Source organism: Bacteroidales bacterium (genome assembly GCA_026418905.1).
Classification (GTDB): domain Bacteria; phylum Bacteroidota; class Bacteroidia; order Bacteroidales; family DTU049; genus JAOAAK01.
This window is the reverse complement of the sequence record JAOAAK010000004.1, coordinates 1-25,984: the sequence shown is the minus strand read 5'-3', so window position 1 is coordinate 25,984 and position 25,984 is coordinate 1. Positions and strand designations below refer to the sequence as shown.

General features: G+C 34.9%; 26 protein-coding genes. 8 read left to right on the top strand and 18 right to left on the bottom strand.

Features of this window, described 5'->3' with window-relative positions; genetic code table 11:
• Positions 1–10: 10 nt before the first annotated feature.
• Genes N2Z72_01325 through N2Z72_01315 form a run of 3 tightly spaced genes read left to right on the top strand, consistent with a single transcriptional unit; the run spans position 11 to position 5,138 of the window.
• Positions 11–1,624, top strand: coding sequence for a SpoVR family protein (locus N2Z72_01325; protein ID MCX7696318.1), 1,614 nt, complete (start codon positions 11–13; stop codon positions 1,622–1,624).
• Complete coding sequence (locus N2Z72_01320; GenBank protein MCX7696317.1) at positions 1,621–3,897, top strand: hypothetical protein; 2,277 nt, start codon at positions 1,621–1,623, stop codon at positions 3,895–3,897. The genes N2Z72_01325 and N2Z72_01320 overlap by 4 nt, the downstream gene beginning before the upstream one ends.
• On the top strand, positions 3,894–5,138 hold the full coding sequence (locus N2Z72_01315) for a hypothetical protein (protein ID MCX7696316.1): 1,245 nt from the start codon (positions 3,894–3,896) through the stop codon (positions 5,136–5,138). The genes N2Z72_01320 and N2Z72_01315 overlap by 4 nt, the downstream gene beginning before the upstream one ends.
• Here the strand turns inward: N2Z72_01315 and N2Z72_01310 are convergent.
• The 10 genes from N2Z72_01310 to N2Z72_01265 are packed head-to-tail and all read right to left on the bottom strand — an operon-like array spanning position 5,125 to position 15,934.
• On the bottom strand, positions 5,125–5,883 hold the full coding sequence (locus N2Z72_01310) for a hypothetical protein (protein ID MCX7696315.1): 759 nt from the start codon (positions 5,881–5,883) through the stop codon (positions 5,125–5,127). The genes N2Z72_01315 and N2Z72_01310 overlap by 14 nt on opposite strands.
• Complete coding sequence (locus tag N2Z72_01305) at positions 5,864–6,847, bottom strand: NAD-dependent epimerase/dehydratase family protein (protein ID MCX7696314.1); 984 nt, start codon at positions 6,845–6,847, stop codon at positions 5,864–5,866. The genes N2Z72_01310 and N2Z72_01305 overlap by 20 nt, the downstream gene beginning before the upstream one ends.
• Positions 6,834–7,889 carry a dTDP-glucose 4,6-dehydratase gene (rfbB, locus tag N2Z72_01300; protein MCX7696313.1) on the bottom strand — a complete coding sequence of 352 codons (1,056 nt, stop codon included), beginning with the start codon at positions 7,887–7,889 and terminating at the stop codon, positions 6,834–6,836. Before rfbB ends, N2Z72_01305 begins: the two co-directional genes overlap by 14 nt.
• A complete protein-coding gene (gene galE, locus N2Z72_01295; protein ID MCX7696312.1) occupies positions 7,882–8,913 on the bottom strand; it encodes a UDP-glucose 4-epimerase GalE in 1,032 nt (343 codons plus the stop codon). The genes rfbB and galE overlap by 8 nt, the downstream gene beginning before the upstream one ends.
• Positions 8,910–10,211 (bottom strand): nucleotide sugar dehydrogenase, encoded by a 1,302-nt coding sequence (locus N2Z72_01290; GenBank protein MCX7696311.1) that lies wholly within the window; start codon positions 10,209–10,211, stop codon positions 8,910–8,912. The genes galE and N2Z72_01290 overlap by 4 nt, the downstream gene beginning before the upstream one ends.
• Positions 10,208–11,152 carry a Gfo/Idh/MocA family oxidoreductase gene (locus N2Z72_01285; GenBank protein ID MCX7696310.1) on the bottom strand — a complete coding sequence of 315 codons (945 nt, stop codon included), beginning with the start codon at positions 11,150–11,152 and terminating at the stop codon, positions 10,208–10,210. The genes N2Z72_01290 and N2Z72_01285 overlap by 4 nt, the downstream gene beginning before the upstream one ends.
• Positions 11,149–11,730: an N-acetyltransferase gene (locus tag N2Z72_01280; protein MCX7696309.1), complete on the bottom strand. Its 582-nt coding sequence runs from the start codon at positions 11,728–11,730 to the stop codon at positions 11,149–11,151. The genes N2Z72_01285 and N2Z72_01280 overlap by 4 nt, the downstream gene beginning before the upstream one ends.
• 19 nt (positions 11,731–11,749) lie before the next feature.
• Complete coding sequence (locus tag N2Z72_01275) at positions 11,750–12,883, bottom strand: DegT/DnrJ/EryC1/StrS family aminotransferase (GenBank protein MCX7696308.1); 1,134 nt, start codon at positions 12,881–12,883, stop codon at positions 11,750–11,752.
• Between the two features lie 49 nt (positions 12,884–12,932).
• The gene (locus N2Z72_01270; GenBank protein ID MCX7696307.1) at positions 12,933–15,140 is read right to left on the bottom strand and encodes a hypothetical protein; all 2,208 of its coding nucleotides are present in this window, start codon (positions 15,138–15,140) and stop codon (positions 12,933–12,935) included.
• Between the two features lie 50 nt (positions 15,141–15,190).
• The gene (locus N2Z72_01265; GenBank protein ID MCX7696306.1) at positions 15,191–15,934 is read right to left on the bottom strand and encodes an SIMPL domain-containing protein; all 744 of its coding nucleotides are present in this window, start codon (positions 15,932–15,934) and stop codon (positions 15,191–15,193) included.
• A 170-nt stretch (positions 15,935–16,104) separates the two neighbouring features.
• Here N2Z72_01265 and N2Z72_01260 point away from each other — a divergent pair, with 170 nt between their 5' ends.
• Positions 16,105–16,830: a class I SAM-dependent methyltransferase gene (locus tag N2Z72_01260; protein ID MCX7696305.1), complete on the top strand. Its 726-nt coding sequence runs from the start codon at positions 16,105–16,107 to the stop codon at positions 16,828–16,830.
• 64 nt (positions 16,831–16,894) lie between these two features.
• Here the strand turns inward: N2Z72_01260 and N2Z72_01255 are convergent, their stop codons facing one another.
• The 5 genes from N2Z72_01255 to def are packed head-to-tail and all read right to left on the bottom strand — an operon-like array spanning position 16,895 to position 21,187.
• Positions 16,895–17,761, bottom strand: coding sequence for a hypothetical protein (locus N2Z72_01255; GenBank protein ID MCX7696304.1), 867 nt, complete (start codon positions 17,759–17,761; stop codon positions 16,895–16,897).
• Positions 17,758–19,083, bottom strand: a complete 1,326-nt coding sequence (locus tag N2Z72_01250) for a hypothetical protein (GenBank protein MCX7696303.1) — start codon at positions 19,081–19,083, stop codon at positions 17,758–17,760. The genes N2Z72_01255 and N2Z72_01250 overlap by 4 nt, the downstream gene beginning before the upstream one ends.
• A complete protein-coding gene (locus tag N2Z72_01245) occupies positions 19,070–19,432 on the bottom strand; it encodes a hypothetical protein (GenBank protein ID MCX7696302.1) in 363 nt (120 codons plus the stop codon). Before N2Z72_01245 ends, N2Z72_01250 begins: the two co-directional genes overlap by 14 nt.
• Positions 19,422–20,567: a UDP-N-acetylglucosamine 2-epimerase (non-hydrolyzing) gene (wecB, locus tag N2Z72_01240; GenBank protein MCX7696301.1), complete on the bottom strand. Its 1,146-nt coding sequence runs from the start codon at positions 20,565–20,567 to the stop codon at positions 19,422–19,424. Before wecB ends, N2Z72_01245 begins: the two co-directional genes overlap by 11 nt.
• A gap of 11 nt (positions 20,568–20,578) precedes the next feature.
• Entirely contained in the window at positions 20,579–21,187 is a 609-nt protein-coding gene (gene def / locus N2Z72_01235) for a peptide deformylase (GenBank protein ID MCX7696300.1), read from the bottom strand.
• Positions 21,188–21,381: 194 nt separating this feature from the next.
• On the opposite strand from def, the gene N2Z72_01230 reads away from it, so the two are divergent.
• The gene (locus N2Z72_01230; protein MCX7696299.1) at positions 21,382–21,834 is read left to right on the top strand and encodes a DUF4878 domain-containing protein; all 453 of its coding nucleotides are present in this window, start codon (positions 21,382–21,384) and stop codon (positions 21,832–21,834) included.
• A 20-nt stretch (positions 21,835–21,854) separates the two neighbouring features.
• The gene (locus tag N2Z72_01225; protein ID MCX7696298.1) at positions 21,855–22,502 is read left to right on the top strand and encodes a YiiX/YebB-like N1pC/P60 family cysteine hydrolase; all 648 of its coding nucleotides are present in this window, start codon (positions 21,855–21,857) and stop codon (positions 22,500–22,502) included.
• A 1-nt stretch (position 22,503) separates the two neighbouring features.
• On the opposite strand, the gene N2Z72_01220 is transcribed toward N2Z72_01225, so the two are convergent.
• Both N2Z72_01220 and N2Z72_01215 read right to left on the bottom strand, forming a co-directional pair.
• Positions 22,504–22,917, bottom strand: coding sequence for a hypothetical protein (locus N2Z72_01220; protein ID MCX7696297.1), 414 nt, complete (start codon positions 22,915–22,917; stop codon positions 22,504–22,506).
• Complete coding sequence (locus tag N2Z72_01215; GenBank protein ID MCX7696296.1) at positions 22,914–24,260, bottom strand: ankyrin repeat domain-containing protein; 1,347 nt, start codon at positions 24,258–24,260, stop codon at positions 22,914–22,916. Before N2Z72_01215 ends, N2Z72_01220 begins: the two co-directional genes overlap by 4 nt.
• 35 nt (positions 24,261–24,295) lie before the next feature.
• On the opposite strand from N2Z72_01215, the gene N2Z72_01210 reads away from it, so the two are divergent.
• Positions 24,296–24,718 carry an energy transducer TonB gene (locus tag N2Z72_01210; GenBank protein ID MCX7696295.1) on the top strand — a complete coding sequence of 141 codons (423 nt, stop codon included), beginning with the start codon at positions 24,296–24,298 and terminating at the stop codon, positions 24,716–24,718.
• A gap of 4 nt (positions 24,719–24,722) precedes the next feature.
• Here the strand turns inward: N2Z72_01210 and N2Z72_01205 are convergent, their stop codons facing one another.
• Positions 24,723–25,310 (bottom strand): hypothetical protein, encoded by a 588-nt coding sequence (locus tag N2Z72_01205; GenBank protein ID MCX7696294.1) that lies wholly within the window; start codon positions 25,308–25,310, stop codon positions 24,723–24,725.
• A 181-nt stretch (positions 25,311–25,491) separates the two neighbouring features.
• Here N2Z72_01205 and N2Z72_01200 point away from each other — a divergent pair.
• Positions 25,492–25,984, top strand: a 493-nt coding sequence (locus N2Z72_01200) for a hypothetical protein (protein MCX7696293.1), incomplete at its 3' end; no start/stop codon positions are given.

Here is a 25,984-nt window from a genome sequence, read left to right as displayed (position 1 = left end):
AATATAAAGCATGTATTTGATTGATCAGAGAACAAGAGCTATCATGGAACGATGCAAAGTGAAAGCTCGTGAGGCTGGCCTTTCATTTTATCCTGAAACACTTGAGTACATTGTGACCAACAAAGATTTGTTGGAGTTGAGTCCGAAGATTATGATTCCTACCCTTTATGATTATTGGGTTCATGATGTGGAGGTTCTAAAAGAATATGCCAAGTATAAATTATACCCTATTAATCCGTATGAGACTGTAATTAACTCGAGACCTGCTATATCTTTTTATAATGATAACAATCCAGACTGGATGAATGTGATGATATTCTACCACGTTCTAGCACACATTGATTTTTTTCAAAACAATCAATATTTTAAACATACCTGGAATGATGATTTTGTCGGTGTCGCTTTAGCCGAAAAAAGACTCATCAATAGTTTACGATCTCGTTATGGACGTTGGGTGGATTATGTTATAGAATTTGCAAGAAGCATTGATAATATTGTGGGAGCTTATGATTATGGTATTTTGATGGATGAGGATCTGAATAAACGTTCGTTGCCCCATCAGGTCGAATACTATTTCAATGTTTTCTTACCTGATGTAATAGGTTTAAATGAATTCGAAATTCATAAAGAACTCGAACAATATAATGCTATTGTGCAAAACCAGCAGGATATAGGCTTAACATTTTTTTCAGGTGAGGTAATGAAGAAATATCCAGAATTTGATACGCATTTTAGAAATTTTGTGAGCAAGCAAAAAAGTAGAGATTTACTAGAATTTATATCAGAAAATAGTCCTTTCTTGAAAAAAGAAAACAATCAGTGGATGAAAACTATTTTAATGATTATTCGCAATACTGCCCTCTATTTTGCACCTCAGATTCGTACTAAGATTATGAATGAAGGTTGGGCAAGCTATTGGCACGATCATCTCTTCAGACAAGATCCTTACCTACAAGGACATGAAGTGGACTACGCAAAGCTCAACGCACAAGTAACTTCGCTATCAAGAGTAGGACTTAATCCTTATGCTATTGGCCTAAGGCTTTTTGAATACGTCGAAGAATGTGCAGAAAAGGGAAAGTTTTCATATCAGTATCAGCAATTAAAATTTGCTCATGAACGAGAAAGTTTCAATCTGAACACTGGCAAAGGAAAAGATGCTATCTTTAACGTGAGAAAATATTTTAATGACTATATGTTTATAAAAACTTTTGTAACTCAGGAATTTGTGGATAAACATAATTTATTTGTTGTGGGTAAAAGAATCAGGGAAGACGCTGGGGTTATCGAGTATTATATTAAAAGTCGTAATGCTGAAGATTATAAAAACATGCTCATAGAACATCTTTATCATCCCCCAGTTATTTATCCACATCCAGAAAAAACCAATGAAAATTTACTTTACCTTGTTCATCAATTCGAAGGAAAGCAACTCATTCAAGAATTCATACCTGAGGTGCTTATTGGGCTCAATTATTTATGGGGTAGCGAGGTACAGTTAGAAACCACGGAAATCGTTGTTAATAAATCACGCGAACAAAAATCTGATGAAGGCATATCGTATTCATACCGCCCTGTTTTATATTCGTGTAAGGATAGAAAAGTTCAAAAGACATTCCTATGACTCAAGAAAATAATCTTTCAGGAGAAGATAAGTGTTTCAAAATTGGGAAAGAACTAGACCTTATTTTGAAAAAATACTTCGTCAACGAGAAGAAAGATTTGCAAATTAGCTTAACTTACAATGATTTTCTAAGTGAGGTTGCCAAAGCTCCACAAATTCATTTGAGGAATATCTTTCAGTATTTTCACGACATGGTCAGGACGTTTGTTCCTGAAGGAAAGGATGAATATCCAGAAACACCTGATTCGGTAGGCTTTTTACATTACGATATGCAGAATCTCCTAGAAAAAGATGTAGATGAGCCATTTTTTGCTGACAGACTATTTGCTAATCGATTTATGAAACTCATAGAAGGATTACAAACAGGAGGATATCGAAATCAAATTTACTTGATCGAAGGTCCTGCAGGAAGTGGAAAGTCTACTTTTTTAAATAACCTTCTGAAAAAGCTTCAGGATTATTCACGAAGGCCAGAAGGAACCATCTATACTACTCTTTGGAGAATTAAATTATCCGTATTAGAAAACGGTGAAAAGCATAAAAGTTTTCGTTTTCAAGATGAATATGTGTTTGCTTGCCCCCACAATGATAATCCTATTTTTTTCATACCTCAGGAAACAAGAATCGAATTTTTAGAATCTTTACTTGGGAACGGCCAAAAATTAGTTGAACTTTTGAGTCAAGCTTCATACAGGTGGCTTCTGAAAGCACAACCCTGTCCAATTTGCAGGACCATTTTCGATCAACTTGTCATGTATCTTGAAAATCCCATGGATGTTTTTACAATGATTTATGCTAGGCCAATGGTATTTGATCGTTCTCTTGGCAAAGGGATAGTGATCTGGAATCCTGGAGATAAAAGTATCGAAAACTATTTTAGAAACACACGCGTCGAAGAAGCATTGAATCGTTTGTTTAAAAGCGACGAAGTATCTTTCAAATATTCTGACTATGCGTTTTCCAACAATGGCATATACGTTTTAATGGATGTCAAAGAAAACAACATTCATCGCTTTTTGAATTTGCATGGAATCATTTCCGATGGAGTACATAAAGTTGAGAATCTAGAAGAACGGATTTTGAGCTTGTTTGTTGGAATAATTAATCCAGAAGATCGGATACATTTTGAAAATATTCCCTCTTTCCAGGACAGAATTGTTTCCTTGCAAGTTTCTTATGTTTTAGATTATCAAACTGAAGTAAAAATTTTTGAAAACAAATTTGGTACGAATATCAAAAAGAAATTTTTACCACGAGTATTAGAAAATTTTGCCAGAATTATCATCAGCACGAGGCTTTCCACCGACATGGAGATAATGCGGAAATGGCTAAAAAGCGTTGATTATTATACTCAATTCATTGATAAAAATTTGTTGTTGCTACGGCTGGAGCTTTATAGAGGTAATATTCCTCGTTGGTTAAGGCACGAAGATGAAAAAAATTTTACTCGTCAAGTTCGATTGCAAATTTTGAATCAAGCTGAAAAAGAAGGTAAAACTGGAATTTCTGGCAGACAATCACTTGTTCTTTTTAGTGATCTTATTCAACGCTACGAGGATGAGCCTTTTATTACTATGGATATGATTAAAGAGTTTTTTCAATCTCTTCCTGAAAAAACTCGTAGTCTTATACCTCCATCTTTTATTGATGACTTAATAAAGATCTATGAAATAAATATTTTACAAGAAGTACGTCAAGCCATGTTTGAGCCAAATGAACTGAAAATTAAGAATGAAATAGCCGATTATCTCTTTTCCCTAATGCTAGATCAGGGCGAAGAGTTTCAGTCTCCCTACACTGGTGAGCAGATTATTATTTCTGACGATTGGTGGAATGGTATCGAAATTTTTCTTTACGGACGTGAAGCTTCATATTCTTCTATGAGAAATGAAGTACGTAAAGAATTTGTCAGTAAAACACTGGCCCAGGAAATAAAACTACAAAATAAAAATCTCTTTGAAACAGAACTTTTCAATAAGTTATATCAAAATTACATGCTCAATCTTCAGAAAAACACACTGGAACCTTTTTCAAAAAATGAAAATTACAGGCGGGCCCTATTTGATTTTAATCGTGCTGATTTTGCCACCTACGATGAAAAAATCCGTTATAGCATTCAGCACCTTATTGATAAATTATATCGTTTGTATTATGTTGAAAATAATGTAGAGTATGATATAACCGAAGATGAAGGTAAAAAGAGGGCTTTGTACATTGCTCAATATGTAATTGAAAGAGATTTGCAGAATAAATACAAAAATTTGACTTTGTGAGGTTTCTTTTTCTTTCTTTATTTTTTTATTTATCTTATTCTTATTCTCAGCCTATACGCGAATTAAGTTTCGACATCATACAAAGCATACCTAAAACAACGGGATTATTTACGTACGTAGAAGGAAAAGACTCCATCATTTTCTTTATGGAGAATGGGAAATTTTATGGTAAATTTAAGAGATATCATAAGAATAAGCTCATCAGTTCAGGAAATCTTGCAAATCATCATCGAATAGGACGTTGGTTTTTTAGAAACAAAATCAATGATAGCAAATTAATTCTATATTTCAGTCCGAGAGGATATGTTTTTTTTAGAAAACTGTATGGCTCACCTGGCAGTTTTGTGTGGTGGGGAAGAGGACATATTAGATATTTTTTTTTAAAAGATTTAGAGGAACAATTCTCGGCCAAAATAGAGGGAAAAATTAAAATTCGATATGGCACCAAAGAAGGTAAGGCCATTGAATTTTACAAAAATACCAGGCAACAATATTCAATAAGTCATTTTAAAAGAGGTTTATATGAAGGATTAAGAAGCATCTATTTTCCTAATGGAATACTCATGTTTCAGGGTCAATTCGTACAAGGTTCTCCGCAAGGGGAAGTAAAAAAAACACACATGGATGGAACAACCTATGTCCAGTTGTACGATCAAAGTAACACGGTTTTTTTTATTGATCAGACTGAAATTATTGATTCAAAAACTTTTTATCTCTATATTGATACATCATTTTATTTAGATGTTTTCAGATCATCTGATGGCTATTCATGGCCTGATAAAATGGACGCGTGGTTTAAAAGTGGAAATCTTTCTACATATGCTGACCCTTTACTTAGAAAGATTTATTTTGCAACTTCTTCTAGACCAGATATAAGTGGACTTCCATCTGAAAAAGGTTCTACAAAAAATATCAGGGGAATTCTGGTAAAATATAAATCATTTTGGTTAGCACAGACTTGGCAGCATTATGATGTCCCCATTGCATTACAATGGGTTTCAAGTTACCAGGAGGATAGCACGCTTCACTTTTATGCTGGTCCTTGGATTTATTTACCACTACTTTATCAGAGTTATCCAGAAGTAAAAAGTTTTTATAATAAGTTACAACGCATGGAGTTTCCTTTCATATATCTTGAACAAGGTGAAAATCAATGGAAAATTTTACCTTATGGTTGGATACAAAAGCTCGCATGGGAAGAAGAGAACTGGTGGAGTTTACTAAAAACTAGGGAGAAATAAGTTCACTCGTAATTTCTTCGTATAGTTTCTGGTTTTCAATTTTATGAATAATAGATTCTGAAAACGTATAATTTTTGAAAAAATAGTCAATGTGGGGTATCTGTTCACTATGGTGGAGATCCGAACAGAGATAGAAAGAGGGTAAGGTTTGCATGATTTTTTCAGCTTTTTTTTGATAATCTTTACCATAATATCCAATCAGTGATAGAAAATTAATTTGCATCATCACACCAGCATGATGAAGTTCTAAAAACCAATCGTCTGACTCTATATACCAGTATCTTTCTGGATGAGCAAGGATAGGAGAGTAACCTGAAAAGATCAAATTTTGGAGGTGACGTAGGAAAATCTCAGAATAATGATAGAGAGGAAATTCGATAAGTACATAACGTTTTAGCCCGAATGATAGCAATGAGGAAGTTTCGTAAGTTTTTTGAAAATCTATATCCATCATATATTCTCCACAGAGCAAAAAATGAATGTGTGGGAATTTTACTTTGAGCTGGGATGTTATTTGTTGATAAAGAGAGAGAATGCTTTCTTTTTTCGTGGAGTGATTGTGTATAGAAATGTGCGGAGAGAAAACGATCGCTCGATACCCAAGTTCGCTCATGCTTGAGATAAGATAAATGCTTTCTTCGAGGCTGCGAGAACCATCATCAACGTCTGGCAAAATATGATTGTGAAAATCAATCTGAAAAGGTGGAGGATAAATCTTTTTTTTGTTATGAAATAACATATTCATTCATGTGATTTTTGTACCAGTCGGCGGTTAAGATAAGTCCATTTTCAAAGGAAACTTGAGGCATATATTGGAGAGTAGACTGAGCTATAGAAAGATCTGCCTGGGAATGTCTAATATCGCCAGGGCGTGGAGAAGCAAACACTGGTTTGATTTTATAGTTCAGATAATCACAAAGCACGTAATACATATCCAAAACAGAGTAAGAATTCCCACCAGCGATGTTCATGATGTGAAAACCTTGTGGTCTTTTAATTATGGCAAGAGCAATAGCATGCAAGATATTATCAATATATGTAAAATCTCGAGTTTGATTTCCATCGCCATAGATAGTGACGGGAAGATTGCGGATCATTTTTAGAATAAACTGTGGAATCACCGCAGCATAGGGTCCATTAGGATTTTGCCTTCTACCAAAGACGTTGAAAAACCTGAAAACTGTAATGTCAATTTCATAAAGGTTTGAAAATACCTGTAAATAGAGTTCTGTGGAGCGTTTAGATACGGCATATGGTGACAAGGGAGTTCCAAGTTGATCTTCGCGTTTTGGAATATGTGGATCGTTGCCATAAACTGAAGAAGAAGAAGAAAAAATAACGTAAGGTTTAATAGAAAGCTTTGAAATAGCTTGCATAAGAGCAACAGTACCGGAAACGTTGGACTGATTAGTTCCATAGGGATCTTCGACTGATCGAGGAACGCTACCAAGAGCAGCAAAATGCAAAACTATTTCAATGTCATAAAGATATTTTTCATATTCTCGAACATTGTTGATATCAGTTTGGACGAACTGCAGACGAGAATCATCAAGGATAGTCTGAAGATTATACAAAGAACCGGTGGAAATATTGTCTACGACGACAACTTTTTTTGCACCATGATGAAGCAAAAAATCGCATACATTGGAACCTATAAAGCCAGCTCCTCCTGTTACAAGAAAAGAATAATTGAGCTTAACGTTGTCCATACATTTTTTGATAGTAAAGTTGATATTCTCCTGATGTTACGTTGTGTAGCCATTCTTCATTTGCTAAATACCAATCGATCGTGAGCTGCAAACCTTTGTTAAAAGGAGTTTTGGGGAACCAGCCTAATTCTTGTTTAATTTTGCTAGCATCAATAGCATATCGAAGGTCATGTCCTGCACGGTCTTTAACGAAAGTAATCAGTTGTTCGCTTTCTCCTGGTTGCCTTCCTAATTTCTCATCCATTAACTTGCATAATAGCTTAACTAGCTCAATATTTTTCCATTCGTTGTTCCCTCCGATGTTATAGGTTTCACCAATCTTACCTTTAAAAAAGATTAAGTCGATAGCTTCGACGTGGTCTTCGACATAAATCCAATCTCGAATATTTTCTCCTTTCCCATAGACTGGCAAGGGTTTTTTATGAATGATGTTGTTGATCATGAGAGGAATTAGTTTTTCAGGAAATTGATAAGGTCCATAATTGTTGCTGCAATTACTGATAATAACAGGTAATCCATAAGTATGAAAATAAGCTCTTACAAAATGATCTGAAGAGGCCTTGGATGCAGAATAGGGACTGCGAGGATCATACGGGGTCTTTTCGGTAAAATAGCCAGTTTCACCAAGTGAACCATACACTTCATCAGTAGATATATGATAAAATTTTTTACCTTCAAAATTATTTTTCCAGATATGTAAAACGGCATTTAGCAAGTTAACTGTTCCAATCACATTTGTCTGAACAAACTCTATAGGATTTAGAATACTTCGATCTACATGAGATTCAGCTGCTAAATGAATAATACCTGTGGGCTGATAGTTGGATAATACCTGAAATACAGCTTCAAAATTTCTAATATCTATTTTTTCAAAATGGTAGTTGGAATAATGCTCGATGTCCTTCAAATTTTCTAAATTCCCTGCATAGGTTAGAGCATCTAGATTGACAATAGTCCAGTCGGGATAGGATTTAACAAAGTGTCTTACTACATGTGAACCAATAAATCCAGCACCACCTGTAATTACAATGCATTTATTCATTTTTTTTTATTTTTTCTCTAAAATATTGTTCCCATTTCCATGCGTCAAAGGCCATATCTTCAAGCGTATAAATGGGTTTGAAGTTAAGAACTTTCTGAACCTTACTAGTATCTGCATAAATCATAGCAGCATCACCTGGTCTTCGATGAGTAATTTCATACGGTACTCGGATCCCAGTTGATTTTTCAAAAGCTTGAACAACTTGTAAAACTGAATATCCTTTACCACTTCCAATGTTAAAAACTTCATAAGAGGGGAGAGGTAGTTGGTCTAGATATTCGTAGGCTAATACATGGGCTCGAGCTACATCTATGACATGAATGTAGTCACGTATGGGAGTTCCATCTGGTGTAGGGTAGTCCCCGCCATATATGTATAGTTTAGGACGAATTCCGTAGGCAGTTTGAGTAATGTAAGGAAACAAGTTTTGAGGAACTTTATAATGAATTTCACCAATTTTCCCTGATGGATGAGCACCAGCAGGGTTGAAATAGCGAAGAGAAATAACCTGAGAAGGGTAAGAACGAATAAAATACTGCAAGGTTATTTCGCCTATTTGTTTTGTATGAGCATAAGGAGAAAGTGGAAAGTTAAAAGGCGTCTCTTCTCTTACGGGTAATTCTTTTACTTCTCCATATACCGTACACGATGAAGAAAATATAAATTTTTTTATGTTTCTGCTTTGCATCCAATTCAACAATCGAAAGATAGCGTCTACATTATTCTGATAATAAAGTAGAGGGTATTCTACAGACTCGAACACATTTTTAAAAGCAGCAAAATGAATAATTCCATCAATATTTTCAGGTAAAATACTTAAATCATCTTGGCTGAGATCGAGTTTATAGAATGGGATGTTTTTTCCTGTTATTTCATACAATAAGTCTAATACTTCGATACTTGAATTGGAAAGGTTGTCAAGGATAACTACATCGAACCCATGTTGAATAAGTTCAATCACTGTATGAGAACCAATATAGCCCAAACCTCCAGTAACGAGGATAGTAGATTTATTTTTATTCATAGAGACCAATAAGAGAAGTTGTTGATTTTATGACGAAGAATACCTTTCACATCTATCACGATTGCCTTTTCATCGACAAGCCATTCGGCTAATTTTTCTTCTGTAAGTTTTTTATAAGGTTCATGCATTACGGCAACAATGATAGCTTCATATTTTCCATTTGGATAGGGTTCAAGGGTAAGACCGTATTCTTGTTTAAATTCTTCGGGATCTGCAAGAGGATCGATGGCATCGACGTGGATACCATAAGATTGAAGTTCAGTTATGATGTCGACGACGCGAGTATTACGAATGTCGGTTACATTTTCTTTAAAAGTTACACCCATGACAAGTACGCGGCTTTGAAGCACATTGCGATTGGCAGCAATGAGCTTTTTTACTGTTTGTTTGGCGACGTAAAAACCCATGCTGTCATTGACAAAACGACCAGCTTTAATGATTTGAGGGTGATATCGATATTCTTGTGCTTTGTAAACAAGATAATAAGGATCGACACCTATGCAATGTCCTCCAACCAATCCAGGAGAAAATTTAAGAAAATTCCACTTGGTTCCAGCAGCTTCTAGTACATCGTATGTATTGATATTCATACGGTTAAAAAGAATGGATAATTCATTCATCAATGCAATGTTGATGTCACGTTGAGTATTTTCAATAATTTTCGCTGCTTCGGCTACCTTGATACTTGGTGCTTTGTGGATTCCTGCTTTGATAATAAGGCCATAAACATTTGCAATGAGTTCTAGCACTTCGGAATTGTTTCCGGAAACAACTTTAACCGTATTGGTTAACGTATGTTCTTTATCACCTGGATTTATTCGTTCAGGAGAATAACCTACGTTGAAATCATCGGGGAATTTTAAACCACTGATTTTTTCGATAATAGGTATGCAGTCTTCTTCTGTAGCTCCAGGGTAAACTGTGGATTCAAAAACAACAGTGTCTCCCTTTTTAATGATTCTTCCTATAGTTTCACTTGCTTTAAGTAAGGGGGTCAAATCAGGCATATTATGGCGGTCAATAGGTGTTGGAACTGCAACGATATGAAAGATAGCTTCTTTAAGGTCATCTTCCTCTGAAGTAAAATAGATTTTACGGTTTTCAAAGTCGGAGGAGGGTATTTCACGATTAGGATCAATATGGTTTCGTAATTTTTCTACACGGTCTTTTTTTATATCAAAACCAATTACTTGAATGTACTTAGCAAATTCAAGAGCTATGGGTAAACCTACATAACCCAAACCAATCACCGATAATTTTGCATTTCCTGCTAACAATTTTTCAAAAGTTTGGTTCATATAAATTTGTTTTTACTAAATTGAACAAATTTTTTTTCCGAGGAGGAGACTTTACTATTCCGAATAAGATAAGTTAATTCAATAGAAGGTCTTACATCTTCAATACCAAAGCCATTTCCTGCAAGAATGTTTCGGTAACTTTCTGTATGTAGATCTGTGAAACCTTCGGAAAATTCGATTTCTTTGCCATCTACGATGATAGATCTATAAGTTCTTTTGTTGCAAGATAAATTAGGTGGAAGATCTTGTGCGTCAATACTAAGAAACCAATTTATTTGAGCTTTTTCTAATTCCATATACCCTGCGGCTTTGCTCGATTCATAGAGATATACTTCGTGGTGTTTGACTTTCCCAAAAATCCAGATAAGCATGTCGAAAAAGTGAATTCCAATGTTTGTAGCTATACCACCGCTTTTCTTTTCATCGCCTTTCCACGACCATGCGTACCATTTTCCTCGACTTGTTATGTAGATGAGGTCAACGGTATGTTTTTCTTGTTGAGACTGATCGATTTGTTTTTTGAGTTCTTGTATAGCTGGGTGAAGTCTAAGTTGTAATATGTTATAGATATGATAACCCGTTTCTTCTTGCAATTCTGCGAGTGCATCCAAATTCCATGGGTTGAGAACAAGTGGTTTCTCGCAGATAGCATGTGCTTCGTTTCTTAGTGAGAGTCGAATATGAGCATCATGAAGGTAATTGGGTGAGCAAATGCTGACGTAATGTATCTTATTTTCAGTTTTACGAAGTTTATAGAGATGCCTATCAAATCTTTCTGGTTCGGAAAAATAATCGGCTTCAGGGAAATAAGAGTCAATAATTCCAATACCGTCATAAGGATCGAGAACTGCCACCAACTTATTGCCAGTTTCTTTGATGGCTTTCATATGACGTGGAGCAATATAGCCTGCCGCACCAATAAGAGCAAAATTGTAACTCATTTGATTCGAATGACTTTATTATCTCTTAATTCATATACTTGATTACTTTCAGGGCAAACTGCCAAGTTATTTTCGTCAAAAAATAAGCGATGTCCATATTCACTCATCCACCCAATCTGGCGAGCTGGATTACCTACTACCAGAGCATAAGGTGGAACATCCTTAGTTACGACTGCTCCAGCCCCAACAAAAGCGTATTCTCCAATTACCACTCCGCAAACTATGGTGGCGTTAGCACCAATGGTAGCACCTCTTTTAACGATTGTTTGTTCGTACTTATCACGTCGCACGATAGCACTTCGGGGGTTAGAAACGTTGGTAAAAACCATACTAGGACCCAAAAAAACATCGTCTTCGCAAATTACACCTGTGTAAATTGAAACGTTATTCTGAACTTTAACATTTCTGCCCAATTTTACGGCAGGCGAGACGACTACATTTTGTCCAATGTTACAGTTTTCCCCTATTTCGCACCCGGTCATGATATGTGAGAAATGCCATATTTTAGTTCCTTTTCCAATTTTGCAACCTTCATCAATAACTGCCGTAGGATGAGCAAAATATTCTTTTTCTTCCATCATAGAAGATATTTATTTATTAAAATTGATTAACGAATTTTAAAACATGATAGCTTATGTATTCTAATTGTTCGTCATCAAGTTCGGTATGCATCGGTAATGAGAAAACATTTTTACTAAGCCATTCGCTTACAGGAAAGTCCCCATCTTTGTATCTCTCACTCCTATAAGCCTTTTGTAAATGCATAGGTACTGGATAATAAATCATGACCGGTATATTTTTTTCCTTAAGATAATTAATCAGATCATCTCGATTAAAACCATTTGCAATGAGAGTGTACTGATGAAAAACATGAGTTGAATAAGGTGAACGATACGGAATGATCAAAGCAGGATGGTTACCAAAAGCTTTATCATAATACTCTGCTGCTTTTTGTCTTGACTCAATGTAACGGTCTAGATATTTAAGTTTTACGTTCAAAATGGCAGCTTGTATAGCATCCAAACGACTGTTAACTCCAATTTCATCGTGATAGTAACGTATTTTCATGCCATGGTTAACTATCATACGAAGCTTTTCAGCCAATTCGTCGTTGTTGGTGAAAATAGCACCACCATCGCCAAAAGCACCTAAGTTTTTAGATGGAAAAAAGCTCGTACATCCAATATCCCCAATAGTACCTGTTTTTTTTCTTAATCCATTAGAGAAGATGTAATCACAACCAATACTTTGGCATGCGTCCTCGATGACATACAGATGATGTTCACGAGCTATGGACATTATGTCTTCCATAGGAGCAGCTTGACCGAAAAGATGTACGGGCACGATAGCCTTAGTTCGTGGGGTAAGAGCTTTGCGAATTGCATCTGGTGAGATGTTGAAAGTTTTAGGATCTACGTCTACCAAAACAGGAGTCAGTCGAAGCAAAGCAATTACCTCTGCAGTTGCAACAAAAGTAAAGCTTGGAGCTATTACTTCATCACCAGGATTTAAATCTAGTGCCATCATGCTCACTTGTAAGGCATCCGTTCCATTTGCACATGGAATGACATGTCTAACCTGTAGGTATTTTTCTAGATTTTTCTGAAATTCTTCTACAAATGGGCCATTGATAAACTGTGTGGAATCAAGCACAGATTGAATAGCTGCATCGATCTCCTCTTTAATTTTGAGATATTGGGAATGAAGATCTACCATTCGAATAGGTCGCATAAAGTTTTTTGCAAAGGTATGGAAAAGTCGTGAAAAATTTAAAAAAGCCTTATTTGATCAAAAAAATACCCGTAACTCTTTCATCGTTAACATAGCAAGCTTCCCAAAAGTAAAGTCCTTGAGTATATTTATTCAACGAAATGTAATAGGGTGATGATATAATGTTTTCTTCCGAAATTTTACGGCCCATTCGGTCGTATAATCGGAAAATAAATCCTTGTTGCTGGTGGTGGAGTATTTTGAGTTGATTTTGTTCAAAATCAGTCAGAACCTGAATCTTGTTATTTTTTTCAGAAAAATTATCCACGTAAGTAGGTAGATTCCATTTGAATATCATAATTCCAGCAGAGCCCGATGAATGAATAATATGGTTGTTCTTAATTAAAATGGTGTTATTGGATGTATTGCTTCCGATTTGAAATGATTCGCCATGAATGATGTTTTGAGGATCACTTATGTCATAAATTCTTAGCATACCTGATGCTTGTATGCCACCTTCGCTGGTTAATGCATAATGATCGTAAAGAGCCACAGCGGCGGTCATATTACCCCACACACCAGTTTGATAAAAGTCCTCTTGAATAATATTTTGTGGATTGGAAATATTGAGTATCGCCAAACCATTAAGAACGAGTGGTAGCCCACTGCCGATCGAAACAGCAGCATAACTTAAATTGTTCCTTTCGAAAATTTTTACATCCGAACAGTAACAACTAAATGAACCTGAAACGACGAGATTAGTGGGATTAGAAAAGTCAATGATTTTTAATGTCTTTGCCTGGTAAGGGACCCAGCAAGCTACTGCAATATGATTTCCCGAAATATGCAAATTATGAACTGGCTCAAATAGAAAAAAAAGAGAACTTTTTAAAAGAGGATTGAAAGGATTTGAAATATCCCAACAATAAAGACCTCCGGATACTCCTAATACTTCGCCAACCATAAGTAGGTTATCTTTTCCGGTAACTTTCCATGCACCGTTTTCACCTATGTGAGTTAAACGTGTAATACTATCAGGAAACATTGGATTTTGAATGGAGGCAACCAGTACGCCTTTTGACCCAGATGCAATAAACAAAAGTGTATCTTTAATGTACAAGCCATTAGCACCACCTGGGACTTTCCAAAGCAGTTTTTCTTCTAGTTGACCATTAGGTTTGATTTCAGCAATTCCAACGCCTTCATCTTCGATGGCCACATAAATGAAATTATCTTTTAAGGCTATGTCTTTCGTATCGCCAGCATCGTCCCATGAATAGACTAAAGTAGGATTAAGTGGTTGGCTAATGTCATAAATATTCCAGCCACCAGCCAAGTCGGCTTTATAGATAAGATTATTTCGTATTTCAACCCAATTGGTTTCCTTAGCTGAAGGAATGGAAATTTCATGATACATGGAATGGACGTTGGTTGCGTTTACCACTACTACACCATCTGACCATGAAGCAACATATAATCGTCCATTTTTTACTTTTAAGTCAAGAGGTATGCTATAAACTTTATGGTGAAATTGTGCAATAGGAGTTAGATTTGACCAATTCTGAGCATTAAAGACCAAAATTTTTAGTGTATCGTTTAAAGGAAATGTGTTTTTGTAGGCGGTAACAAATAAATATTGCTTGGTTTCATCTAAAGCACATTCAAAAAAATTCCAGCCGGGAATTTGATATGAATGTATGGTTTGTGGGGGAGAATGTTGAATGTTGATGCTGTATATTCCACCAGCCCTATCAGTTATGAACAAAATTGAATCTTTCAGCTCAGCATCGATGGTAAAATCATGTCCGATTGGGTTCCAGGAGGATATTTGAGTGGGTTGGAAAGGGTCAGTGATGTCCATGACCATAATGCCAGAACTTCCACGAGGAAAATAGGCAACATTGCCTGAGATAACGGGTTCATAACCAGTGGCTTCACCGTGAAACATGTAGCCCTTCACAATTGGGTTTTGTAGGCTGGTTATGTCAATGATAGCAATACCCATGCCGTTATTTCCAACATAACATACATTCCCATGTACTTTGATGTAGGTGATGCAATCGGTCACGTGGCAATGACTGATGGTTTGTGGTGAGGCAGGATTAGAAACATTAACAATAGTAAAAGCACTTCCGGCTCCGATAAAAGCCAATGTATCTTTTACTTGTAGGGAAAAGACTGGCCCTGAAAAAGCAGCGTCTAACCACTGAACAGATTGAGAATATAAACTAACAGAAATAAAATGAATAGAAAATATAGCAAGATATATTTTTGACATAATTGAATTCTTTGAAAAATCACATAACAATATTAAAGTAAGTTAGGATGTTATCTTATTTCAAACTCTACTTTTACGGTAATAGTAGCGTTTTTTTCTTTGGCTTCTAGATCATATACACCTTCCCAGGAGTATTCGGGGTTGCTGTTTTTGTTGGTAATTTGGAACACACCGATTTTAACAGATAATGGTTTTTTTACTTTACCACCAGTTTGTTCGCATATTTTTTGAGCACGGTCCCGAGCATTTTTCGATGCTTCAGCAATTAATTCCAGCTTAAGCTCATTTAATTTACTGTAGTAATAAAGCGGAGGATAGCTCGTAATCTCAACCCCTTTTTCAATAAGATCAGAGATTTCACGAGAAATATTATCTACGGCTTCAACGTTATTGGATTGGATAGTTACTTTCTGAAAAAGTCTATATCCTTTAAACTTGGATTTAACACTACCTTTGTCCTCGCAGTCTACATAATCGTATTCTTTAGTAATATCTACAGCTGAAAAAGATATTTCCTCTTGCTTAAATCCCTTTTCTTTTAGAAAATTGTATATTACTTCAGCATCTTGTTTTAGTGCAGAAGAAGCGTCCTGAAGCTTTTCAGAATAACGTGTAAATTCTGCTGTCCAACTAGCCTGATCCGATTTAAAAGATCGTTCAGCATAACCGGTTACTTGAACGGTTCTTTGTAATTTTTTGGTTCTTGAAGCATAACTTTGGCCTAATATGTAAGCAACAAGAATGGCAATAACGCCCCAAAAAAGAGTGACAAATAATTTACCTTTTCCTTCCATGAAAATGAATTTATTACAAATATATGTTTTTTTAGAAAGTAATTAAAACAAATATTATTTTTTGTGAATAAATGAACGAACTTTTTTAATTGTGATTTGCTTCAATGTAATAAACTAAATAAATTTGGTACTTTAAATTTTTACTGATTTTTTCATAAGAATACATGAACATGAATAAAAAATATCGCGTAAATCGAGATTATATCCCAAACGTGTGGGATATTTTTTTTAATCCTGTTTTTATTGCACGATATTTCCTTTTTCGCAAATTGAAAAAAAATTTTCCTTTTTTAAAGGGAAACGTAATGGATTTTGGTTGTGGAATTTCTCCATATCGTCCTTACATTTCGTGTAATAAATATTATAGAGTAGATTTTGAAGTGACTTTTCAATTCGAAGATGATAGAAAGGACGAAATTATTTTTTACAATGGAAATGAAGTGCCTTTCGCAAATAATTCACTAGATGGGATCTTGGCAACTGAAGTTTTAGAACATGTACCAGAGGTTGAGCTAATTATTAAAGAATTTTACCGTATATTAAAACCTGGAGGATATGTGCTGATTAGCATTCCATTTGCATGGGGAGAGCACAATATTCCATACGATTTCCGACGTCTTACGTCATTTGGACTAAGATATATTTTCGAAAAAAATGGATTTAAAGTTCTGCAACTTGAGAAAACATCCAATACTATCCATACTATTACGCAACTTATAACAAGCGAAATACGTCATCAAAGATTACCCGGTATTCCTTTCATCAAACCATTTTTTAATTTTCTTTTCATTTTCCCCCTGCAATTTCTTGGCTTCTTAATTGGTTATTTGATTCCTGATAGGCGAAAAGTTTTGCCATTAAATCTTGTTCTGCTTGCTGTCAAAGAAAACAACTGATTTTCATTAATTAGCAGGTTGCAAAGCTATTTCTCGCTAGAGTGAGAGAAAATATAGATTTATCTTAAAAAAATAAAAATTTTTTATACACAAAATAATCTTGATGGATGCTTCCAAACTGTCTGTAGAAATGGGCGAGGTTACGATTTTCACTGCCCTCAAAGTCTAGAATGTTGTAAGATTTTGAAAAAATTCTTATAGCATGATCCAGAAGCATATGCATCGCGGAAAGTTTTCTACCCTGAGTTGTGTTGGTAGAAATCCAAAAAATAACCCTGCTTTGATGCAGCAAACACATCATTCCTGCGAGATATTCCTTATCTTTTGAATAAGCAGAAAATATTTTAGCGCAATTTCTTTTAATTGCTTCGTTACCAATGAGTTCAATTTTTTGAAACCAAAGGTGACTTACCTTTTTTCCGTATGGTCCGTTTTTGAATGCAGTAAAAAGTTTTTTCCAATCGGATTCTTCATAGATGATAAGTTGGTGAGATTGAGCTTTTTTAAGATTTCTTTTTAGATTAGTATGATAGCTTTGTCTGATTTCCTCATAAGTTTTGTGAATAGGTAAGATGAGATTTGTTCTTTGTTTAAAAGAAGGGTGATAGTTTGTATAGTTGAAATAAATGTGAACATAAGGATAATGTTTATTGATGAAATTTATGGCTTGAGAAAGGAATTGAGTAGGATCGACGTTGCAGAAGATACCCAGTTGTTGGCAACCAGGAGGTTGAACAAGATAAGGAATACCCCATTTTCTTTTTACTGGTAATGGCATAACTGCTTCGTAATCACCCCATACTAAAGCTTCCCAACCTGGTGAGACAAGATCCAGAAACCAACTCAACGCATATGGAAAAGATACCTGATAACTCAAAATAGCTTCATCCCATTTTTTTTTATTGATTTCGTTATGAGATAGTTTCTTCATAGACTCAATTGAACATATTTGAAGAATTTCGCAAGCATGTTAGACCATCCTACCCAACGGCCTTTTTCTGAAAAAGTTTCATTATGAAGAAGAATACACATGTCTGTATCGTTATTTTTTGCGTAATTCCACATTTTTTTAAGAACTTCTTCACTTTCTTCGAGTGAAAGCTTAAGATAATCCACCAATGTTCCATCCATGATACAAAATGGGTGAATAGTCAAGGGAAGGACTTTTTCCTGTGTAATATCGTAAAAAGGAAAAGGTTTGCCTGTTCCAGCTCGGAAGCCGTAATCACAAGCAAATCCCAACGAATGATCTTCAGTAATACCGCAGTCTACAAGCCATTGATATGTTTTGGGAATATGGATTCGAAGATAATGACTTCGATGTTTATTCACTGGTTGGCCAATGATGTTTTCTATGTGTTTTTTTTCGGATTTAAATTTATTAAAGTTTACCTGACTATAATATGAGCTGTGCCACCCTAATAGTGAATATGAACTAATTTTGCTCAATGCTTTTTTTTCCGTAATAGTTTTAAATGAAGTGTTTTTGTCGAAAAAAGTCCTTTTAGGAGAAGCTAATATAAAAGTTTGAATGGGCAAGAATTCCGACGGAATGAGGTCTGATAATTTATTATAAATATCGAAGGGATCTGGTATTTTATTTAAAAATACTTGCCACCTTTCTTTGACTTTCTCTTTTTCTCCTGTTAAAAAGGATCTAAATAAACCACCGCTGTTTCTGATAAAGCCTTTTCCCTTGTACGAAAAAAGCTGATCAATATCCATCGTAATGCTGAAATTAGATTTAACTCTTTTTATGGGTAAACCCGGAAATCGACTGTAAAGTGTAGAAGATAAAATCATGATCCATTCATCCACTAATGCTCGATGATGCAAATGATTTGAATGCATAAAGCTGTGGCATGCATCGAAACGTCCATGTTCATCAACTTTAGTACTTAAAATTTCTTCTATGCGTGTTAGCATGAAAAAAACAGCCGAAAAAATATCAAATAAAAATTCGTCGGACTTTTTCCCAGCAAAAATGACAGGGATTCCTTCTCGATTTTCAATAGGAGGAATATATAACTTGTCAATGGGTAAATCAAGGTAACCCGAGTAAGGAATGGAAATAACTTCGCTTTGAGATGTCGGGAAGCCATAAAACAACGTTGGGTATGGAAAACTTTGAATATATGAGTTGTTAAGTACTTGGAATTTTAAATTCATGCGTTGCTCGAACACGTAATGCAATACGTACTCAAGTCGACTATTCAAGTGAGGTGTAACAATAAGTAAGTCAGGATTTTTCATAAAACAAGGAATTAAGAAAATTCCCGGCTAAAGTAACAAGTGCAGTGAAAATTACATATTCCCATTTAAAGCCACTTTCACTCAATTTACAAGGTACAAAAAGCCAAACGTAAATTAAAGTATCCAGATGTAAGGAACTGGTCAAAAGCATGAGGTTAATGCTTGAAAGTTTAATTTCAGATCTTTGATTTAATACAGGAGCAATGAGAGAATACAGTGTGATAATGATAAATGCAGCTAACCAAAGTTGCTGACATACATTAAAAATATAACCCATTAGTAGAAGGACAATGAGAATAGCTACTGAACAACTTATTCCAATCCAGATGATAGAATTCCTAAGGTTCATTAAATAAAATTTCATTTTCAATGATGGACAAAATTCGATTAGCAGCCATTCCATCACCAAAAACAGCAGCAAAATTTTCGTTGTCAATAGTAATTAATTCTTCTATATCAGCCAATGCTTTCTGATTGTCATACATCCACAAGCGGGCCTTTTTTTGTTCTAGAAGTTCAACCCATTCAGTTTCTTTTCTTAAAACGTAGCAAGGTTTTTTAAAAAAATAAGCTTCTTTCTGCACGCCACCTGAGTCAGTTAGTATAAGGCGAGAATTGGATTCAAGTTGAATCATGTCTAGATAAGAAAGGGGATTAGTTAAAACAAGATTACTCAGTTTTTTCAATTTATCGAATAGCTCAAATTCATGAATCATTTTTTGTGTTCGTGGATGAATGGGGAAGACAACAGGGAGTTGAAAATATGAAGCTATTTTTTCAAGCAGTTCAACTAGTAATGCCAATTTTAAGCGATTATCCGTATTTTCACTTCGATGAATGGTTACCAAGAAAAAAGAATTGGGTTGCAAATTAAGTTGGTGTAGAATAAGCGATTCAGTTTCAGCCTTATGTTGGTAATATAGGGCTACGTCATACATAATATCACCAGTTAGGAAAATACCTGGTTGATTAATAGAATGAGGTAATTTGTCATGGTGAAAGAGCCCTTCATTCTTCAGATTATGAATTGCTGTTGAAGTAGGACAAAAGAGCACCGTACTCATATGGTCAGTCAATATTCTATTGATTTCCTCTGGCATGTTCTTTTCGAAAGAGCGAAGACCTGCTTCTACGTGAAAAATGGGTATATGTTTTTTAGCTGCTGTCAAAGCACCAGCCAGGGTACTATTAGTATCTCCGTAAACCATAACTGCATTGGGTTGAATTTCGTCCAATACTTCTTCGAGTTTTTGAATCATGAGACCAGTTTGCTTGCCGTGATCGTGAGAACCAATTTCCAAATTAAAATGAGGTCGTGGTAATTCAAGATCTCGAAAAAAAACGTCTGACATTTGTAAATCGTAATGTTGGCCAGTATGAATAAGAATCTCCCTGATTTTGGAATGGACACTAAATAATCTGCTAAGAGCGGAAGCTTTAATAAACTGAGGCCTAGCACCAACGACTGTGGCGATAGTATACATGAGAAGAAAAATTAAGGTTTATTGATTCTGTCGATCCATAAAATACCTTCAAGGTGATCAATTTCGTGCTGAAATATATGAGCTGTATACTTATGCTTAATTTTTTCTCTGATATGCTGACCGTCGGGAGTAAAATAATCGACTTCTACCCAGATAGCTCTCCAACTTTTTCCGTACACACCAGGAATGCTCAGGCAACCATCATTTCTTTGTTCCAGTGTGTCTGAATAGCTGACAATCCACGGGTTAATATAAACTTCAAAAGGCTTTGACGGCTTATCGTGTCGTTGGACCCAAATGACACGCTTATTTATCCCTACTTGGGGAGCTGCTATGCCTACACCCTGTTCGATAATTACAGTTTTATACATTCTGCTGATAAGAAGTTTTAAGAAAGGTGAATTCAGATCTGTGATCCTTGAACTTTTCTTGCGTAAAATGATTGAATCGGCTTGTATAAAATAATTTAAAACTCTTAATGAATCAGAATTGGAACCAGATGTTATTAGTTTTATTTCATTAGCGCTAAAGTCTGAAACCTGTGCATCATTTTTTGCACAAGATATTATTAAAAAACTCCAGCATAAAGAAAAGATTAATTTGTTTAAAACTTTGCGCATGACTTCTTTTTGCAAATGTAGCAAAACAAAACTTAACTAAAAAATACATATAGGTATTTTTTCTTACGTTTTAACAAGGGTAGTTCTCCTATTGTGTGACCATTTCCATTGTGGTTAATCGTATATTCAATTCATTTTTTTATTGCACATAATTCAAAAATGATTATTTTTGCCTTACCAAAAATTATAATTTTATGAAGAGAATTTTGAGTGTTCTTGTTGCAGTTTTTGTAATGATTGCTGTAAGCAATTGTAAAAAAGCAGAGAAACCTGAAAAGGTAGCAGAAGATTTCTTGAAGTACTTAGCAAAGGGTGAATATGCTAAGGCTAGAGAACTTGCTACAGGAAAAGCAGCTAGCTTGGTAACCATGATCGAGGGTTTTGCTAAAGAGGCTGGTGTGAAGAAACAAGATCAGAAAAAAGAAGTTGAAATTAAAGACATGAAGTGTGAAGTTAAGGACAAAGAAGCTACATGTACTTATAAACAGGACGGCAAAGATGGCAAAATTATGCTTCAACAGGTCGAAGGTAAGTGGAAAGTTTCTCAGGTTCCCAAAGAAATGGGTGGTGATATGAATGCTCCCATGGATGACGTAGAAGAAGAAAACGACACTACCAAAACCCAGCCAACAACTGAAAAGAAATAAGAAGTTATAAAGAAGCGGCAATGAAAAAACCTCTCATGGTAGCGGGAATTTTTCTTGCCGCTTTTTTATTGTATTTTGTTACGTACAATGTTCGTTCGAGTGCTACACGTGATATAGTTCGTTATGACCTTAATCCTGAAGAATACTCCCTTTTAAAAGATGGAGATTTTATTCTTCGTCATGGATATGGTCTGGTTAGTGATGGTATTGTGCAGACATTTAACGAAGATTACCATGTTTCTCATGTGGGTATACTGGTAAGTTGTGATACATGTCCGCATGGATTTAAAATTATTCACTGTGTATCCCAATCACTTTATCCAATAGATGGTGTTCAGGAACAATCTTTTCCACAATTTCTGTGGGATAGTCAACTCAATTCAATCATGGTGGTAAGGTTTAAATTTGCTAATGACACCACAAGACACTTAATTAGTAAGAAAGCTATTGAATACTTAGAGCGGAAGGTTCCATTTGACCATTCATTCGATATTACTGATACCACCTCATTTTACTGTTCAGAATTGCCATGGTTGGTCCTCAAGAATGTGTTTCATGTAGATATTTTCGAAGGAAAGGATTTTAATCAATTCGAACATCTTAAGTTCGAAGTTTTTTGGAATCCAAAGTATTTTGACGTTATTATTAATCACAACGTGCGTCGGTAATTTATTTGTTTAATTGAAGATTTAATATAAGATCAATGATATGATAGCAAATTGAGTCGCAAACGTTATCCTTTATTAATTTGATTTTGCCATCATTAATAACAATTGTTTTTTTGTTATCATGAAAATAAGTTGCTGAAGCTGTGATGTACTGATCGACAGGTACAATGTAAGTTTTCTTACTTTCTTTTAGGGTATCTTGAATTAAAAGTATTCCCGTTCCCCATTTACCTAGATAGATAGAAATCGGCACCTTCAGGTTTTGTTCATCGCGTGAAACTTTAATGGTTAGATTACCTGTGGAAGGAGGTATTGTTTGGCAGCCTGTATAATCACATTCTTCCTCTTCTCCAGTAGTGCAACGAATAAAGAGTGTAAAAAAAATCAAAAGTTTAATGAATAATTTCGATTTCATGGCAACCTTATTGCGGAGGAAAGAGAAATAAACCATTTTGTACTATTTTGATGAAAATTAATATAATGTATGGAGGACATCAGAGTTAACCAACGTAAATTGTAGTTGTATTTAACTAAAGGATAGACATAAAATGAGTTAAAAGCTTCTTTTTCAAGCGAGGGATAAAATCCCCATGTATAGCCTATTTCAATACCCGGAGATAGATGTGCTGTATGTCGAAAAATTTCGTGAAAGAAAATTCCTTTTTGGAAAATCGCAGACACCATATACCTTTTTTCCTTGATTTGGTAATATACTAAAGGTTCCATGTTAATTTTATTCCATGAAGGCCAGCAAGTTAGGCTTAAATGAACTGACATGTCCAAGAGGTGGTTGTAATCAGAAAAAATGATCCCTGTTCGAGCGAAGAAAAATCTACCATTACTAAGAAAACCAAATGATATAAAAGGGTGAAACACAAAAAAATAGCCTCGTGGCATCTTTAATTTATTTAGATCGTGTGTTATTTTAAGATCTTTTTTTAGAATTAAGTTTTTTCGAAACATGAGTAATGAATCTGAAGAGTAATGAGTTTTCATAAAGTACAAGATGTTTTTTTTCCATTGAGATTGGTTAAAATAGCAAGCAATGTTATAAAATTCAAGACAAATAGAAAGAGGAAACGTTGTATCATTGATCTGACATGTGTTTAATAACCACCTTTGCATCAAAAAGTTAGATGTTAGTTTGGATATATGAAAAGCATTAAGTTGAGTATGAGTAAACGGGCATGGGACATGATGATGGTATAATACATTTGCCATATTTGTGTCGGAGAATAAAGTGCAATACTCATATACCGAAAGATGCAAAAAATCATTAATAGAAACATTAGGGCGGAACTGCAGCAATTTTTCAACTAAATCTTGTCGATCCTTTTCAATAGCTAGCAAGAGGGGAGTTCTACCCCATTTATCTTGTAGGTTTACATTAGCACCATTGGCTAGTAATAGATCGAAAATCGTATCTTTTTGCAACAAAATGGCAAGATGAAGTGGAGTATAGCCATCTTTATCCTGGGCATCGATGTAAGCATCATGATTTAATAACCATAAAATCATCGCATTATTTCCATTTGTGACAGCGTAATGTATTGGAAAAATCGGAGATAAAGCATCTAAAACGCAATTAGCATCCAGTTGATATTGTTTAAATAAGATCTTTACTTTTGCTAAATCATTGTCGTAGCAAGCCTGATGAAGCAATAAGCACGGATCGTTTGAATAGATAGTATCTTCATTTTGAGAAAATGAAGGTGAAAAATATATTATGATAAATATTACGTATGTAATTTTTGGCATTAGTTTTGATTAAATTTGTATAAAATTAATAAACTATGAAAACATTATTGTTTTCCGTTTCACTTACATTCATATCTGCCATGTTTTCTCAGATCAATCCAACCACAGACCCAAATAAGTATAAAGACAAACAGAACATGGATGTTATTTATAGCAGAGAAGCTCGTTATAAAGGTGATGTTAAAGAAATGTATAAGATTATTTATAGTAATATAACCATTCCTGAAGCTGCTAAGAAAGTCAATCTTCGTGATACTATGTTAGTTAGTTTTGATGTCAATTTTGATGGAAAGATTCAAGATGTTCGAATTATTCACGGAGTAGGTTATGGTATTGATGAACAGGTAGTTAGAATTATTCCTACTCTTCCTTTTGAACCAGCTATTACCAATGGCATACCTGTTCGTCAGAATATGATGATCTCAATACCTATTGTAGCTTACGAGGAAGGTAAATAAATAATTATTTTTTTCTCTTGCTTTTTTTGGTGATTTTAGATGTAGGTAAGTTGAATCGGTACTCGAAAGTAGTTTGGATAATGGGGTTGGTGTAAGGTGTCTTGTAGTTTTGTAGGAAATCCATCATAATGAGGGTATGAGCATAAACCCGTTCAGAGATAGAACGGGTAAAACCTATTCCTGCTATGAAAGCATGACAATAAATGTTTTCGTATTCGTAAGTGGGGGCATTAAAAATATTGGTACGATAGGTCATAAATCTATATTCAAAATGTATGCAGCCCTGAGGTATAGGATGAAGTCTAATCATGGTACGTAAACCATTTACGTTGATATCATCGATTACTTGTTCAAAAAAAATTTTGCTATATTGGTAATAATAACCTCCGCCGATGCCCAACCAATAAACTGGAAAATAAGTAACGCCGGGTATGAGTTCGAAAAAAATGTTTTGATTGTACATGTAAAATCCAAGTGTCAAATCGGCTCCAAATTTGTAGAAAATGACATCTTCATTTTTTGAGCTGTCATTCTGAGAAAAAGTTGTATTAAAACTTATGATTAAAGCTAATAAAAAAATAATTTTTTTCATGAATTTTTTTTGCTGAGGACAAATTTAAAAATAAATGCAAAACCATGCACAGCATCGTGTTATAAGTAAAAATACATAAAAGAACAAAAAAAAATTACAGAAATGTTTTTTGTAATAAATGGTAATTGCACCTATGCTTTTGTATGTGGAAAATGTTATAATTAATGCTAAATTAAGAAAAATGAAACTTTTAAGATATCTCTTTATACTTGTTTTTATGATAGAGAGAATAAATGCACAGCTTGTTGCATGGATTGATCCAGCTGATGATACAGTTTTTTTGTGTCAAAATAATACGGTGACTTTACATGGTTTCTTTAATGGTGGTATCCCACCATATACATTTTACTGGACAGGTCATATTGGTTTTTTAGACAATCCCAATGCTCAAACAGTGGTTTTTACTGGAAGCACACCTGGCAATTACAGATTATGGTTTAATGTAATAGACGGCAACAACGATCGTGCAAAAGATAGCATTGTCATTGTTGTTAAGCCTAAGCCTATTCTTTCTATTACGGGCCCTACAGTGATATGTCAAGGGCAAACAGCAACGTTGATTGCTTCGGGAGCCACAACTTATTTTTGGTTCAACGAAAGTGGAATGCTTATTGGTATAGGTTCTCCATTTCAGGTATCACCTACTACTACAACCTGTCTCTTATACACATCTG